10 protein-coding genes are annotated in these 15,936 nt (G+C 45.8%); 3 read left to right on the top strand and 7 right to left on the bottom strand.

What is annotated here, in order from left to right; all coding sequences use genetic code 11:
• Window positions 1-191 precede the first annotated feature (191 nt).
• On the bottom strand, window positions 192-713 hold the full coding sequence (locus tag QUB51_RS01600) for a pentapeptide repeat-containing protein (RefSeq protein WP_333057299.1): 522 nt from the start codon (window positions 711-713) through the stop codon (window positions 192-194).
• Window positions 714-940: 227 nt separating this feature from the next.
• Here QUB51_RS01600 and QUB51_RS01595 point away from each other — a divergent pair, with 227 nt between their 5' ends.
• Entirely contained in the window at window positions 941-2,479 is a 1,539-nt protein-coding gene (locus QUB51_RS01595) for a SagB/ThcOx family dehydrogenase (protein ID WP_333057298.1), read from the top strand.
• Window positions 2,480-2,677: 198 nt separating this feature from the next.
• Here QUB51_RS01595 and mnmE read toward each other — a convergent pair whose 3' ends face one another.
• Both mnmE and QUB51_RS01585 read right to left on the bottom strand, forming a co-directional pair.
• On the bottom strand, window positions 2,678-4,063 hold the full coding sequence (gene mnmE / locus QUB51_RS01590) for a tRNA uridine-5-carboxymethylaminomethyl(34) synthesis GTPase MnmE (RefSeq protein ID WP_333211085.1): 1,386 nt from the start codon (window positions 4,061-4,063) through the stop codon (window positions 2,678-2,680).
• A gap of 50 nt (window positions 4,064-4,113) precedes the next feature.
• Window positions 4,114-4,323 (bottom strand): hypothetical protein, encoded by a 210-nt coding sequence (locus tag QUB51_RS01585; protein WP_333057296.1) that lies wholly within the window; start codon window positions 4,321-4,323, stop codon window positions 4,114-4,116.
• Window positions 4,324-4,825: 502 nt separating this feature from the next.
• On the opposite strand from QUB51_RS01585, the gene QUB51_RS01580 reads away from it, so the two are divergent.
• Window positions 4,826-7,024, top strand: a complete 2,199-nt coding sequence (locus QUB51_RS01580; protein WP_333259936.1) for a tetratricopeptide repeat protein — start codon at window positions 4,826-4,828, stop codon at window positions 7,022-7,024.
• Window positions 7,025-7,177: 153 nt separating this feature from the next.
• Entirely contained in the window at window positions 7,178-9,367 is a 2,190-nt protein-coding gene (locus QUB51_RS01575; protein WP_333057293.1) for a tetratricopeptide repeat protein, read from the top strand.
• Window positions 9,368-9,910: 543 nt separating this feature from the next.
• On the opposite strand, the gene QUB51_RS01570 is transcribed toward QUB51_RS01575, so the two are convergent.
• The 4 genes from QUB51_RS01570 to QUB51_RS01555 form a co-directional block, all read right to left on the bottom strand.
• Window positions 9,911-11,344 carry a protein adenylyltransferase SelO family protein gene (locus QUB51_RS01570; RefSeq protein WP_333259932.1) on the bottom strand — a complete coding sequence of 478 codons (1,434 nt, stop codon included), beginning with the start codon at window positions 11,342-11,344 and terminating at the stop codon, window positions 9,911-9,913.
• A gap of 557 nt (window positions 11,345-11,901) precedes the next feature.
• On the bottom strand, window positions 11,902-14,313 hold the full coding sequence (locus QUB51_RS01565) for a GH116 family glycosyl hydrolase (protein WP_333259929.1): 2,412 nt from the start codon (window positions 14,311-14,313) through the stop codon (window positions 11,902-11,904).
• Window positions 14,314-14,597: 284 nt separating this feature from the next.
• On the bottom strand, window positions 14,598-15,203 hold the full coding sequence (locus QUB51_RS01560; protein ID WP_333058342.1) for a Uma2 family endonuclease: 606 nt from the start codon (window positions 15,201-15,203) through the stop codon (window positions 14,598-14,600).
• Window positions 15,204-15,244: 41 nt separating this feature from the next.
• Window positions 15,245-15,790 carry a gamma carbonic anhydrase family protein gene (locus QUB51_RS01555; protein ID WP_333058341.1) on the bottom strand — a complete coding sequence of 182 codons (546 nt, stop codon included), beginning with the start codon at window positions 15,788-15,790 and terminating at the stop codon, window positions 15,245-15,247.
• Window positions 15,791-15,936: the final 146 nt, after the last annotated feature.

Here is a 15,936-nt window from a genome sequence, read left to right as displayed (position 1 = left end):
AAGGGCGATTCCCTACGGGATAGCTACGCTGTCGCGCATTTAAATTGTATATTCAGGGCGGGCTTTTAGGCCCACCCCACCCCACAAGACGGGGAATTGTTTTTTAACAGACAATTTAAATGTAGAACAGCTTACGCTTCACGACTAATTAAGCCGATCGCCCTACGCCCTAGATTAGCCGCTGCCAATCATCAATAGCCTTCGGGGCCGATAGTCGTGCGATCGCACTCGGCTTCCGACAAATCAACCAAGCGCGATCGAAATAAGTTGCATCCCGCTAATTGAGCTTTGGTTAACTTTGCTTTCTCCAAATTAGCACGGCTCAAATCCGCATATCTCAAATCGGCATTCGTCAAATCTGCATTGTACAAATCCGCACCTTGCAAATTGGCTTTCTGCAAATTAGCACCTTGCAAATTGGCGTGACGCAAATTTGCTCTTGATAAGTTTGCTCTTGATAAAGTTGCTTCCGACAAGTTAGCTTGATAAAGTTGAATATCGCCCAATTCAGCATCTTGCAAATCAGTTTTATAAAGATTGGCTTGAGTCAAATTTCCGTAGGGCAAATAAGCTCGCCTCAGAACGCTACCAGAAAGATTTATTTCTGTCAAATCTGCTTGAAACAAGTTATCTTCACTTAAGTCAACTGCGTTAAAGTTTCGCTGGCCCTCAGCATACTGAGCGAGCAATTCCTCAGCGCTTAGCTTTTGCATTTTCACCCCTCATGACGACAGCTACTGCAGCCAATCCATAACAGTAATTAATGGTTATTATTCTGCGTATTTATACTTAGGCATATTCTTATGTTAAGCTTGTGTAACAACAGTCGCATTTTTTCTAAGATTTTTTTTATATTTGTAAATTTCTGCCTTGCTTAACCAGTAAGCGGTTAGTAATGTCAAGATCGATCGAGAAACCAAAGCCAATCCTCTACTGAAATATGCCAGAACTTCCTCTCTCCATTGCTCAGCACTACCACGAACGGACAAAATACGACCCTGAAACCATTGCCGCTAAAAGCAAACAGCTAGATTGGACAGAGCAACCTGTGCCTTTCAAAGAATATAAAATTGGAGCGTATTTTGACCTCAAGCCTTATCTCAAAGACCCCTCGGAGGATGCCGATGCCGATCCCGATGCCGCTTGGTGGCATCGGTTATCTAGCTTGTTGCTGTGCAGCTACGGGTTGACGGCGAAAGTGCAGACGGTAGACGACAGCTACCTGTATTTGCGATCCGCACCGTCGGCGGGTGGACTCTACCCAGCAGAGGTTTATTTAATTTCCCGTGGCACTGCCCAGTTGCCGGCCGGACTCTACAACTATCAGTGCAGAACTCATTCACTTGTTCATTTTTGGGACAGTCAAGTTTGGCCGACATTGCAAGCAGCTTGTTTCCAGTCGCCCGCGCTAGAAAATACCCAATTGGCGATCGCCATTACCACTGTTTTTTTCCGTTCTTCTTGGCGTTACGAAGACCGAGCTTATCGGCGAATTTTTCTAGACACCGGTCATTTATTGAGCAATATCGAGTTAGCTTGCGCCGTCAACGATTACCGACCTCACCTGATTGGAGGATTCGCCGACGAAGCTGTCAATGAATTACTGTACATCGACTCGGATCAAGAAGGAGCAATTTGTGTAGTTGCTTTAGCCGACTTGCTAGATATTGACCAAAACTTGCCTAAATTTAAAACAGCTTTGCCCGGAAACACCACCACTGATTACCCGAAAATTTCCGAAGGTCAACTGTTAAAATACCTCCACAAAGCGACGCATTTAGAATCAGACCCTACCGGATCTGACGGCTGGAAAGTTGATGAAAATGAAGGGGAATTAGAAGATAAATACAACTTTCCCTTTTGTACTAAAGTTTCGACTGTCACTCCTTCGATTCCTTGGGGAGTGAACCTGGAAACTTTAGAAAACACTATGCTCAAAAGGCGTTCGACCCGTGCTTATACAGGTGCTTCTTTGAGCTTGGGCGAACTGCTAGCTATGCTGGATTTTACTTACCAGCCGCAGCACTATATCGACCAAGGATTAGACGGTAATCCAGACTATTTCGATCTAAGTTTGATCGAGACTTTTATTGCTGTTTCGGGAGTGCATGGGTTAGAAGAAGGCTGTTACTATTACGCTCCGAAAGCTCAAGAATTGCGGCAAATTCGGTTTAAGAATTTCCGCAGGGAATTGCATTTTTTGTGTTTGGGGCAAGACTTGGGCAGAGATGCGGGGGCGCTGTTATTTCACACGGCGGATTTGAACAGGGCTGTAGCAAAATATGGCGATCGAGTTTACCGCTATTTGCACATGGACGCGGGTCATTTGGGCCAGCGGTTGAATTTAGCAGCTATGCAACTGCGTTTGGGTGTCAGCGGTATCGCGGGCTTTTTTGACGATCGCGTCAATGACGTTCTCGGTATTCCTGCGGGAGAGGCTGTGCTTTATATTACCAGTCTGGGAAGACCTCGATCGTAAGAATGAGCGAATCGATTTTAGATTTTAGATTTTAGATTTTAGATTGAAGGATTGGCCGGGCTGATTTACGGTAGGAACCACTCAATCTGCCAAAAATCAACCAAGCGAGTCAGTCAATCTTCTGAATTTTCAAGTGATAGCAGTAAAGTGAGGATTGCAAACCTGTAATAGAGAGGTTTTACGTAAGTCCTGCTATTACTATTTGCCAATGCAAAACCTGCTAAATATTCTGTCCAGCACTGATTCTGTCACTTCTTCGCCCGTAACTTCCCCCAATGCTTGAATTGCACCGCGCAAATCTATTGTCCAGAAATCTAAAGGCAATTTGTTGTTCATAGTCTCTGTGCATTGTTCCAGAGAAATTTTAGCTTTAGTTAAGGCCGCTGCTTGTCGCTGGTTGATTGCTAAGTCGGAGTTGGCTGCTTGCAAATTTCCCCCGCTGACAGCATCTAAAATTGCTGTTTCTAAGTCTTCTATGCCTCGGTCGATGGCGGCGGCTGTGGTAACTATTGGGTGAATTTCTGAGGAAAAAGGTAGTTCGGGGAGGGTTTTTACTAAGTCGATTTTGTTGATAATTATAATTAGCTGGCGGTGCTTTACTTGTTCGTAAATTTCCGAATCGCCCTCTGTCCAACCAGATGTCGCGTCAATTGTCAACAACACTAAATCGGCTTGTTTTGCTGCTGCGCGCGATCGCTCAACGCCAATTTTTTCTACCTTGTCTTCGGTTTCTCGAATGCCCGCAGTATCGAGCACCTGCACCGGAATGCCGCCCACAACTAGCTGCGATTCTACCACATCCCGCGTCGTACCGGGCAAATCCGTGACGATCGCCCGATCGCTCTTACTCCACGCATTCAACAAACTCGATTTTCCCACATTCGGCCGCCCAACAATCGCTACTTTCAAACCGGTTCTCAACAATTCTCCGCGATCTGCCGTCGCCAAAATTGTTGACAATTCCTCCAAAACATGATTTATTTCCAAAGATGTTTTAGCTTCATCTAAAGGCGGCAAATCTTCCTCAAAATCAATTCTCGCCTCAATTTCTGCCAACACGTCCAAACAAGTTGTTCTCAATTTGCGAATGGGCTGCGCTAATTTTCCCTGCAAACTGGCCAAAGCACTTTGTGCAGCAGCGGGCGATTTTGCTCCCACCAAATCTGAGATACTTTCAGCTTGAGTTAAATCCAGCCTCCCGTTCAAAAAAGCCCGCAGCGAAAACTCTCCTGGCGCGGCTAATCTCGCCCCATGTTCCAAACACAACTGCAAGACTTGCTGCACAGCCATAATGCCACCGTGACAGTGAAATTCCACCACATCTTCGCGAGTAAAAGAACGCGGCGCTTTCATGATTAGCAGCAAAGCTTCATCGACTACTTCTTGAGTTTTGGGGCGGCGGATGTGGCCGTAAAGAATGCGGTGAGACTCCCAAATTTGCCGTCCTGGGGCGCGAAACAGAGTTTCGGCAATTTTTAAGGCTGCGGAACCGGAAACTCGCACAATGCCGACGCTGCCTTGTTGGGGAACTATGGCGGTGGCGATCGCTGCGATCGTTCCTCCTTTTGTTAGTGATTCAGACATTTTTATTGTTCACACATTTAAAAGTTCTCTCAATCTCCTGTTTTTGAGTATCAGGCAATTGCTTCTCGGTATTTGAGAGTATAAATCTCTAGTTCGTCATTCAAAAAATTAAAATAGTCGCCCTTTAGGGCAAAATGCACCAGTTTCCGGGTCGAAGCGTAGGAGATATTTGGTAATCTTTTCCCTAGAATCGCTAATTGCTCGTCGGCTGCGAGAGACCAGATAACTTGAATTAGGGATTCAACCACTTGTACGTTCATTTGACTGACCTCCGGCTTGGTTGTTAAATTATACATATCTCATTGACAGGATAAACAATTTCAGCATTTTTTTTCTAAAATATTAGAAGAGCGTGGCAACAGCGATGGACTTGGCTAGCCAATCCGATCGCCCGTTTGTCCAGTCAGTCGATTTTAGATTTTAGATTGACTCCACAAATGAATCGGGTAGCTTGAACAGGGGTCTAAAATTTTGGGAGGCTAACGACTCCTGTCGGAAAGCAACTATCGGTTTTTGGGTAGGAGTCACGGATCGATCGAACTTAAATTACTCAGCCAAATATTTTGGCTATTCTGATTTCATGCGATAATGGAAAATTGACAATCAAGCATCCAGGATACAAGCCCCCGGATTCATCCGTGGAGAAAGAAAAAACCTGTATCCGATGAAACTTGCCCCCCGAATTTATCTGTGGGGTCAATGCTTCAATCTAAAATCTAAAATCTAAAATCTAAAATCGATTGACAGGGTAGAGGGCAAAGTATGATTGGTCAACTTCTAGACAGACGTTACCGCATCATTAAAGTCACAGACTCAAGTGAGGTGGGAAAAACTTATCTAGCAGCAGATACTCACCGTCCCGGGTATCCGCAATGCACGGTTAGAGAAATGCGGCTACCCGGCACAAGTTCGCAAACTCCAGAATTAGTCAAAGTTTTATTTCAAAGAAACGCCGAAATAATTGAAAAATTGGGAAAACACGACAAAATCCCGGAATTATTGGCGTATTTTGAGGAAAATCAAAGTTTATACTTAATTGAAGAATTTATTGCCGGATTACCTTTAAGTCAAGAACTAATACCCGGTCAACCTTGGGATGAAGACCAAGTAATTAATCTGCTATCAGAAATATTAGAAATTTTGGTGTTCATCCACGAGAAGGGTTTTATTCACCGCAGAATTCAACCAGACAGAGCGATCCGGCGCGAGTCTGACGGCAAATTTGTATTGGTAGACTTTAGCTTAGACAAAGAAATTAACCCGGAACTTGCTAACTGTCATTTGTTGTCGCAAACTTCCCCGAACTCTGTTAAACGGCCTGTGGCAAAAAAACAGGATTTGGCGGCTCAGGAATTATACGTGCCGATCGAGCAATCGAGCGGCAACCCCCGTTACAATAGCGACATCTACGCTCTAGGTACGATCGCCCAGATTGCCGTCACGGGACTCTCACCCAACGAACTGAGTGCCTTAAAAAACAACAAAAACGAAATTCCCTGGCGAAACCGGGCAACTTGTTCGGTCGCCCTAGCAGATATTATCGATCGAATGGTGCGCCCCGACTGCGAGGAACGTTATCAGGAGGCCGCCGAAGTTTTAGCAGACCTCAAACAAATCGCCGTAAAATTGGAGGTTGAGCCGCCGCCAGCCACAATCATCACGGACGCTATGAGTCAACCGCGAAGACAAAGCCAAACCAAACTGCTGCTGTTGGCTGCAACAGCGGCAGCTTTAATCTTGACTGCACTGATGATTTACTTTTGGCAGAGTCAAAGTCCGGCGAGGTCAAAAGAATTGTTGGCCCGCGGCGTTACCAAGGCGCAGCAAGGGGACACAACAGGCGCGATCGCCGATTATACTCAAGCGATCGCCCTGAATGCCAGCGATGCGGAAACTTACTACAAGCGGGCAAACGCTCGCTACGACACGGGCGCCACCGAGGAAGCAATACAGGATTACACGCAAGCAATTAAAGTCAATCCCAGCCACACCAAAGCTCTCTACAATCGAGGTATGGCCCGCCTCGACATCGGGGACAAGCGGGGGGCCGTGGAAGATTTCACCCAAGTAGTGCGACTCAATCCCAGCGACGGTGAGGCCTACTCTCAGCGGGGTTTGGCCTACTACGATTTGGGCGACTACCGCACAGCAATTGAAGACTACACTCAGGCAATTCGGCTCAGTCCCAACGATGCTACAGCTTACAGCAATCGGGGTTTAGCTCGATCGGCAGCAGGCGACAAAACAGGAGCAATGGCAGATTTTACTCAAGCCCTTCAAATTAGCCCCAAACAAGCTGGCGTATACTACAGTCGTGGTCGAGCGAGATTTAATCTGGCAGATTATCAAGGAGCGATGGAAGATTATACTAAGGCGATCGAATTACAACCAGATCTCGCCGATGCTTATACCAATCGGTGCAGCGCTTACTTGAATTTGGCCACCTACGACAAAGCGATTGCAGATTGCACCGAAGGAATTCGCCTCGATCCAAAAGATGAAGCAGCTTACAACAACCGCTGCATTGCTTATCTGAATTTAAAGCAATTTCAAAAGGCTAGCGAAGATTGCAGTTTGACGATCGGACTCAACGGCAACAATCCCAAAGCATACAGCAATCGAGGATTAGCTCGATCGGCTTCAGGAGACAAGCAGGGAGCTTTAGAAGATTTTACTCAAGCAATTCGGCTCAATCCCAGCGATGCAGTAGCTTACAGCAATCGCGGTACTATTTACTCAGAACTAAAAAATTACCCTTTAGCAGTTGAGGATTTCGCTCACTCGCTGCGGCTCAACCCCAACAATGCTAGCGCTTTTTATAGCCGGGGCCTCGTCCGCCGCCAACTCAAAGACCGTGCTGGGGCGATCGAGGATTTTCAGAAAGCTGCAACCCTCTTTCTAGAACAAGGAAGAGCCGATGGTTTCCAAAACGCACAATCACAAATCAACGACCCTAAATAAACTATTAGTCACCATTCAGATGTTAAAAAAAGCAGAAAAAAGTCAGAAGGGAGAAGAAAAAAGGAAGAAACAAGAAAGCAAAATTACCAATTACAAATTACCAATTACAAATTACCAATTCCCCGTTACCAATTCTAAATTATAGATATGAACATGGTTGGTCAACTTTTAGACAGGCGTTATCGCGTAGTGCAAATTCTCAGTTCAGGAGCTTTTGGACAGACTTATTTAGCTGTCGATACTCGCCGACCGGGCCATCCTCAATGTGTAGTCAAACAACTGCGCCCTCCCAGCAACACTTCCACAGTTCTCAAAACAGCTTATCGCTTATTTAAACAAGAAGCAGAAATATTAGAAAAGCTGGGAAAACACGATCAAATTCCATTTTTACTAGCTTATTTTGAAGAAGCGAATCAATTCTACCTCGTTGAAGAGTTTGTCCCCGGACACGCCCTAAATAGGGAAATTGTGGCCGGTCAACCTTGGCGAGAAGAACGAGTGCTGGATCTGTTGCAAGAAGTGTTACAAGTTCTCGCCTTCGTACACTCTCAGGGAGTGATTCACCGCGATGTTAATCCCTCCAACTTAATCCGCCGCAAACCAGACGGCAAATTAGTTTTAATTGACTTTGGTTCGGTTAAAGAAGTTGCAAGTCACGTCAGTGACTACGATACCGAATTTCCGCGCACCATTGCTACTGGTACTCCGGCTTATATGCCGATCGAACAATTTCAAGGCAACCCGCAATTTAGCAGTGACCTCTATGCAGTCGGGATGATGGCAGTCCAAGCTATCACTGGTTTACCCGGTACGGATTTGCCAAAATTGCAAGATCCGAGTCCTTCTCATACCGGGGAAATTGTTTGGCGAAACCGAGCTCAATGTTCTGTGGGATTAGCCAATATAATTGACAAAATGGTCTGTCACCAATTTGCCAAGCGCTATCAATCTGCGGATGAAGTTTTGCTAGCTCTGAGCAAGTTGAGACACCGCCAAGAACCGATGAATCCGGCTCACAAGAAAAGTATGGCTCCCACCTTAGTTTCTTCTGATAGTTTTTCGTCACGTTTGGGAAGTCGATTTTGGTTGCTGATTTTGGCAGGCGTCGGGGCGGCAATAGTTCTGATATTTCTGTTTAGTTACTGGCGCCGCCCGAATCCGATTAAAGCTCAGGAATATTACGAACAGGGAGTGGAAAAGTCTCGCAATAAAGATGCGGATGCAGCTTTGCAGGCTTTTAATAAGTCAATTCAATTGAATCCTAAAAATGCTGAGAGTTTTTACCAGCGCGGTAATGCTAATTATGATTTACAAAAATATCAAGAAGCAATTGCAGATTATTCTCAGGCGATCGCTCTCAATCCTAAATATGTTCAGGCTTATTTTAACCGCGGCCTAGCCCGTCACGATTTTAACGACACGCGCGGGGCGATAGAGGATTACACTCAAGCTCTGAATCTCCAGCCCAAGGATGCTGATACATATTATGAAAGAGGAGTTGCTTATTTAGAACTGCAAGATTACAAGATGGCTATTCAGGATTTTAATGAAGTAATTCGGTTGCAGCCGAACCTGGTTAAAGCTTATCATTCGCGGGGGTTGGCTCGTGCTGGGAGTGGCGATTTGCAGGGGGCGATTGGAGATTATACTGAAGCAATTAAACTTGATGCTAAGAATGTTGATGCTTTCTACAGTCGGGGGAGAGCTCGCTTTCACCTAGGAGATTATCAGGGAGCTTTGGCGGATTATTCTCAGGTAATTGCGATCGATCCCAAGAGTGGAGATGCTTACGCTAATCGTTGTAGCACCCAGTTGAATTTAGGAGCGCATCAAGCGGCAATTGACGATTGTACTCAGGCAATTTCGCTGAGCGAGGAGGATGGGGTTCCTTACAACAATCGCTGCATTGCTTATTTAAATTTGAAGGATTATCCCAAAGCAATTGCCGATTGCACTCAAGCGCTGACAGTGAATCCGAATGATTTTAATGCTTTTAACAATCGCGGTTTAGCTCGCAGCGCCGGGGGTGACGCCCAGGGGGCGATCGCAGATTTTACAGCAGCAATCGGGTTCAATCCCAACAATGCTGAAGCTTACGCCAATCGGGCTAAGATTTATCACGAGTTAAAGAATTACAATAGTGCGATCGCAGATTACGTGCAAGCTATTCGGATCAGTCCTAATTATGCTGCTGCTTACTACGGTAGAGGCATGGTTCGTAGCTCCTTGGGAGACAAAGCAGGAGCAATTAGCGATTTAGAAAAAGCTGGCAAAATGTTTCTCGATCAAGGACTTACTGGCGGTTACAAAGATGCACAATTTGAGATTGAAAAACTCAAGTAGTCAATCGATTTTAGATTTTAGATTTTAGATTTTAGATTTTAGATTTTAGATTTTAGATTTTAGATTTTAGATTTTAGATTTTAGAATTGAATCATTGACTTGCGCGAGATAAATACGTTCGGCAAGTTTCATCGGATACAGGTTTTTTACAGCATATTCCATGTATATTTAGTACACACAATCTTGTAGTAAGTAAGGTGCGTCGCCACCAGTCAATCTGCAAGTTCTATTTAAAAGGTCGCAGATCCGCACCCTACATATTAAAATCACACAACATAAATATAGCAGCTACTGTACTTCATCAACCACCGAATATGCTGTATTTCTCCGTCCTGATTCTGCTTTCGGAATGAATCCGGGGGCTTGTATCCTGGATGCTTTCGGTCATTAGTCATTAGTCATTATTTCTCGGTGTTATATTTCTTATGTGGCAGATTTTTATAATCTCAGATTGCTCCGGGGCTGGTTCACGCTAATCTTTAATACCAACAGAAAATGCAGGTGAACCAGCCATTACGCGCTATTAATTCAAGCTATTATCAATCAATTTTCTGGGTCTTGCAGTCTCTTCACCAACTCATAAAACGGTTCCCAATTATCATCAATAGCTATCGGTTCCCAAACAGCCTCAATCGTCGGTCTCAACAGCGATTGTTCGGGATTGTGCCGCAGCAACCTGTCCGCCATTTTGTCCATATCATCCGCCGACAAACTTTGCAAAACGTGATAATAAAACTGTCGCCAAGGTGCTATCAAGTCCGCCGGTTCCGCCTCAGTAAAAATTAGACTAGCATCATCTCGCCAAGTGCCAGAAAACTGTCTTCGCAGTTCAAAAAAGAAATCGTGATAGCCTACTTGAGACTCCGCCAGCATTTTAATTGTCACCTTCAACAACTCATCTCCATCAGCTTCTGGCAAATCCTCAAATCCCAATCTATTTAGCATCAACCGCCGATAAGCTGCATTATAATAATCGCCAAACTTTGCCAAACCCGCATCCATATCAGCTTGAGGAATCGCCGCTGCTAGCGGTTCCTGAAGCTTCTCTAAATTGTCCCTACAAATCAACGGTTGATTGCCGTAACAATAAAGACCCGAATAGTCAAAATAAGCTGCTGTAAATTGCGGCTTGTAAGTTGGGATAAAAGCGAAAGGCCCGTAATCGAAACTTTCTCCTGTAATTGACATATTATCAGTATTCAGCACGGCGTGGCAAAATCCTGCCGCCATCCACTGAGCGACTAATTCAGCTACTCGCTTGACTAAATCTGCATAAAATAGGGCATATTTTTCGGCAGGCGAAACCCCGGCATTACTTGCTTCTAAATGCAGTTCAGGGTAGTAATATTCAATAACAAAATCTAAAAGTTTTTTAGTTAAATCCGGGCGGCGGATATAGTGCAATCTTTCAAAAGTTCCAAACCGGATGTGAGAATGACTGAAACGCACCATTACGGACGATCGCGTCGGAGATGGTTCGTCCCCCCGCCACAAAGCATCTCCAGTTTCAACTAAACTAAAACAGCGAGATGTTCTAACTCCCAACCGGTGCAAAGCTTCGGCAGCTAAAACTTCGCGAATTCCCCCTTTGAGAGTGAGTCTACCATCACCGCCCCGCGAGTAGGGAGTGCGGCCGGAACCTTTAGTGCCGAAGTCGTAAAGTCTGCCGTCAGTACCGCGAACTTGGCCGTATAAGAAGCCTCTACCATCACCTAAATTGGGGTTATATTGGTTGAATTGATAGCCGTGGTAACGGAGTGCGAGAAAGGGGCGGACGCAGTGAAATTCCCCGAACGCTTCGATAAAATGTTGGTCGGTTACTTGTGCTGGGTCTAAACCCAATATCGGCAATAATTTGTCGTTGCGGAAGCGGAGAATATGCTGCGGAAAATCGGCCGCAGGGACTTCATCAAAATAGTCGCCACCGAGGGATTCGAGGGCGGGTTCGTAGTTGAGGGAAAGCAAAGGATTTGACATTTTTCTATTTTATCTTGAAATTGGCGATCGCTCCAAATTATATACGGGTAAGGTGCGGACTGCATTGGTGTCAACAATCGCCTCAAACCCTTTTTCTCTCTAGTTTATAGCCGAGTTCGATCTCCCTCGCATCCCAGCAGGGCTGTTTCATTTTAAAATTTTAGCATAGCTAAAGTTTGAGCAGGAAACATTAGCGTCTCCCTGGAAGGCTAAAAATTTTAACGGTCAATTTTAGCGATAGTTAAATTAACCGTTTTTCTTGCTAAAAATGGAGTTGATCTCATATCGGATTGACCATAATATCCCGGCCGGGCGGGTTTTTGAGATTGTCAATTATTGGCCGATGTTATTGGTGAACCCGCCCCTACCTGATGAAGGGTAATCGACGGGACATGATATGAAGTCTTAAATTTTTTAAAGTTAAGTGGGATTCACCACCTAATATAGTAATCTAAATCATTTGTGAATTTCTTACTCCCTCCCCACGGGTTCGGGGAGGGTTGGGGTGGGGTCAAAAAAATTACAACTCCTACAAGGATTGCTATCTACCTTTTCCCCTATTTAAAATTAGTCAACACTCCGTAAATCGCCCAAATTGCCATCGCCCGCAAATAGTGACTCGCCCGAAAAGTTCCCCCCGCCGTAATCGCTTCCGGCGTCCGAAACTGCAACCCATTTTCATAAATCTGCTTCACCACCGCATCCGTCAATTTAAACGCTTTCTCCTCCATCCCCATCTGTACCAAAAAAGCCGCCAACCCAAAATTAATACCCGTCCAAACTTCCAAAGGATGAGTCGCATTAGGATTTTCCGGCGAACCGTTCAGCATCACCCCATTTGCCGCACCGAACTCGCCATCGTTGAACTTCAAAAAGCAAGATTCGTACACAGTTTCTAGAGCACTGGCTGCACATTCCGGCGGCACAATATCCGGTAATCCTAACAGTTTCGCGTAAAATTGACCGCACAGTTGGTCGGCCATCACCACTTCGGAATTACTCTCGCTGTCCAAACGGTAATATTGACCGTTCCACAGTTTTTCTTGATAGCTCGGTCTTGCTTGTAGCAGCCAACTGTGATATAATGCTATCTTTGCTTGAGGGTTAGGAATTATCTGCGGTGCTGCATCTTCCAAGATTTCGCCGATCGCGATCGCAGCCTCCAGCGCCGCCAACCACAAACCCCCGCAATAGGCACTTATCCCCCGCATTTGCCAATCATCAAACGTCTGATCCGGTGCTCCAGAATTCTCAGGAATTCCGTCCCCATCCTCATCAAAAGTTTTCAGATAAGCCAAAGCCTCAACAATTGCCGGCCAACACTCTTGCAGAAACTCACAATCTGTGGCGCCAGTCAACAGGAAATCCCGATAAACCTGCAACACAAAATCGCAAGGCAAATCCTTCCACAAATTGCAATCTTGATAGCTAGTATAATTCGTTTTCTCCCAAGGATGTTCGTTAGGAGCACCCAAATCGTGCGGCGTCGCGCCGACAGCTTTTCTAATAGCCGAAGCTTGATTCCAGCCAATAATTCTCGGCGTATCGTCTCCGGCAGAAATTGCCCTAGCAAACGCTAAAACCACCGACTTTTCCAAATCCGGCCACAGCATTAACAAAGCAAAAGAACCGTAAAGCCGCACGTCCAAACTTTCGTACCAGCGGTAATCAATGCACTCCAAAACCGCAAATTGACCCTTGGGATCGCGTTCGTCAGCCGCACTCCAAAGAGTACCGCCGTCTGTGAGGGCGTATAACTCGTTAAACAAAGCCATTTTAAAACTGTCTGACAAATCTTTCCGTTCTAAAATCGGTTTTTGCCAAGCTTCAATATTTTCGCGCCAAGTATCGGAATGCTTCATTGCAGTGCGAATAATCGGCCAAGCATTTTTGCCGTTGCGGCCGAAGAAGTCCGTATAGCGGCGGTAGTACCAAACTCCCGATGCAAACTCAGTAACGGGCAAATCCCAAGCTATAATAAAGGGGATTTTGCGAGTTTTTCCCGGTCGAATAGTAAAGCGAACTGCGATCGCACAAGCCAACTGTTCTCCTGCTGCTGCTGCTGTCTCGTCTTTGTCATCCAACAAGAAACCTTCTGCAGAAAAGTTGCGCCAAACATCCTCGCCATTCCCCGCCGGGTTCCAACGAGTTTGATAGAATACTTCTACCGCCGGATTAGTAATAGTTGCGATCGCCCATTGTCCATCCCCCTCTTGCGGTTCCTCCTCAGCAGTCAACCGCGTCATCACGCAACCGATTCGGTGAAAATCTTCCACCAACAAATTCATATTTCCGCCGCTTTCTCCCCACCGGGATTGATAGTCATAAAATGGACTACCATCATCTCGCACCATCACTTTCGGCGACTTGTTGGCATTAGTAAACCAACCAACAATATTCTCCCAAGTCAGCATGATGCTGAGAGTGATCGGCGCATCTGTAGGATTGTGCGCCACCCATTCAAACATGGCTACTGGGTAACTGCTTTCCTGATAATTGTTCGGCAAAATTGGCGAAAATTGCTCGCAGCTTAATTGAGCATGAAACACATTTTCGTAAACAAACCAACTGCGCGGATACAAAGCATGATAAGTACCAGAATTAGACTCTTCTCTTGTTCCTTCTTTTGGATACCATTTCCAACTCGATAAACTGCCATCGGTAGGCGGTTCAGTGGACAGTGCAAAAGCTTGTTTCTTGCCTTGAGTTTCTTCAAAAACGCTGAACTGACAAGCGGGCAAACTGCGAAAAATGTGCTCGCCGCCGTCAATGTGCCAGAGGTTGAAGTCGCCGCGGGACGATCGCCCGATGCAGCCGGCACCGAACCCGCCCAGAGGCATTCCGTGCCAGGGCCCGTCGTCGAGATTGCTTGCGTAGCGGACTGTATAGGGATTCTCCCAACCGAGGCCGATGGGACGTTTCCAGGTGTGCGGGGGGATGTTTGGAGTAGATGTGCGATCGTTATTCATGTGATTAATCTTAGCGCTCGATCGAGCTTTACAATTTTTTTTATTTTATTTTAAACTTTTATCTATCGAACAAATTCCGAGATTTCCGACGGTTGTTGACTGTAGATTGTTGACTTAAAGTAATTGGGTTCTGGACTCCCGGATTCATCAATTCTCCCATCTCAAATCTCAAATCTCAAATCGCTCGACTGTTGATTGTTGGCCAAAAGCAATTGGGTTCAGGGCTGCCAGATTAATCAATTCTCCAATCTAACATCTAAAATCTAAAATTTGTTGTCGATCGCCTAACGCGGTAGAACATCATCTAACCGCAGTTGCAAGCTGGTTAACAAAGGAGAAATAATCCGATCGCCGAGGCGAAATTGTTGCTGCGTGTAATCTTGGTCAATCAGTTGGCAAACGGTGATAGTAGGTTGTTTTGGTTTACCGATAAAAGCCACGCCTCCCAATCCGCGATAATCAACTATCCAATACTCTGGAATCCCTAAAATAGCATATTCTTCAACTTTTCGGGCATAATCTGTTTCCCAGTTAGTGCTGACGACTTCTACCACCAATTTAATAGATCGTCCCAGCGTAATCACTGGTTCTCTTTCCCAAAGAGGTTCGCTGACAATAGCAGTTTCATCTAATACGACAATATCGGGACGGCGGGCAGTAGCTGCATCTGAAAATGGACGGATCAAACAAGTGCGCGGAATGAACCAAGGTAGTTTTTCGGCTGCGATGGCGATGCCGATTTGAGTTGCTAGTTTACCGCTGACGGTTTCGTGGGGGCCTGTGGGTTCCATGTCAACTAATTCTCCGTCAGCGAGCTCGTAGCGGAAGTTGTCACAATATCGATCGAGGAATGTTTCAAAAGTTAGGATTTTTTGCGCGGTGTAAGCCATTGGAAACAAATAGTTTTTTGCTGAAAATCTTATTCTATCAACTAACCAAATCCCAAATCAGAACCTTTCCCCGCGTGAACCAAAGCCAACTTTTCGTAACGCTTAGCGTGTTCCACCAACTCGGCTGCTTCTTCCTCAGAGACATCCCGCAGGGGTTTGGCAGGCACTCCCGCAACTAGCGTGTGAGGGGGAACGTCTTTGGTGACAACCGCCCCTGCACCGACGATCGAGCCTGTGCCCACCCTCACTCCATCCAGGACGATCGCCCCAATCCCGATCAGGCAGCCCCGTTCAATGTAAGCTGAGTGAATCACGGCTCGGTGTCCCACTGTCACGAAATCTTCCAAAACAGTCGGTTTCCCTGGATCACCGTGCAGAATTGCTCCATCTTGGATATTGGTACTTGAGCCGATCACAATTCGCTCTATATCCGCCCGCACCACCGCCCCATACCAGATACTAGCGCCCGCAGCCACCTCTACCCTGCCGATGACAATAGCGCCTTCAGCGACAAAAGCCGCTGGGGATAGATCGGGCAAGGGCCAATAGGAAGGAAGTGCAGACAGAGATTCGTTGAGATTGCTCATTAGTTGGTCGATCGTTATACTTCTAGCAGATTAGCTGGTTGTTGATACGGGATATAATAAAAGTATTTGGGAGTGCGACTCGTTTAATCCAAATGGATAAAGAATATCCAAGGACGATTAGCCTAACCCTCTGGTTAGTGTAACTG

It is taken from the genome of Microcoleus sp. AT8-A3, from assembly GCF_036705675.1.
Lineage (GTDB): Bacteria > Cyanobacteriota > Cyanobacteriia > Cyanobacteriales > Microcoleaceae > Microcoleus.
The sequence above is the reverse complement of the archived record's forward strand: the minus strand, read 5'-3'. Positions and strand labels throughout refer to the sequence as shown.

What these genes read in the sequence shown, in the direction of transcription:
- QUB51_RS01600 (WP_333057299.1), bottom strand. Translation starts at nt 713, where the DNA reads ATGCAAAAGCTAAGCGCTGAGGAATTGCTCGCTCAGTATGCTGAGGGC.
- QUB51_RS01595 (WP_333057298.1), top strand. Translation starts at nt 941, where the DNA reads ATGCCAGAACTTCCTCTCTCCATTGCTCAGCACTACCACGAACGGACA.
- mnmE (WP_333211085.1), bottom strand. Translation starts at nt 4,063, where the DNA reads ATGTCTGAATCACTAACAAAAGGAGGAACGATCGCAGCGATCGCCACC.
- QUB51_RS01585 (WP_333057296.1), bottom strand. Translation starts at nt 4,323, where the DNA reads ATGAACGTACAAGTGGTTGAATCCCTAATTCAAGTTATCTGGTCTCTC.
- QUB51_RS01580 (WP_333259936.1), top strand. Translation starts at nt 4,826, where the DNA reads ATGATTGGTCAACTTCTAGACAGACGTTACCGCATCATTAAAGTCACA.
- QUB51_RS01575 (WP_333057293.1), top strand. Translation starts at nt 7,178, where the DNA reads ATGGTTGGTCAACTTTTAGACAGGCGTTATCGCGTAGTGCAAATTCTC.
- QUB51_RS01570 (WP_333259932.1), bottom strand. Translation starts at nt 11,344, where the DNA reads ATGTCAAATCCTTTGCTTTCCCTCAACTACGAACCCGCCCTCGAATCC.
- QUB51_RS01565 (WP_333259929.1), bottom strand. Translation starts at nt 14,313, where the DNA reads ATGAATAACGATCGCACATCTACTCCAAACATCCCCCCGCACACCTGG.
- QUB51_RS01560 (WP_333058342.1), bottom strand. Translation starts at nt 15,203, where the DNA reads ATGGCTTACACCGCGCAAAAAATCCTAACTTTTGAAACATTCCTCGAT.
- QUB51_RS01555 (WP_333058341.1), bottom strand. Translation starts at nt 15,790, where the DNA reads ATGAGCAATCTCAACGAATCTCTGTCTGCACTTCCTTCCTATTGGCCC.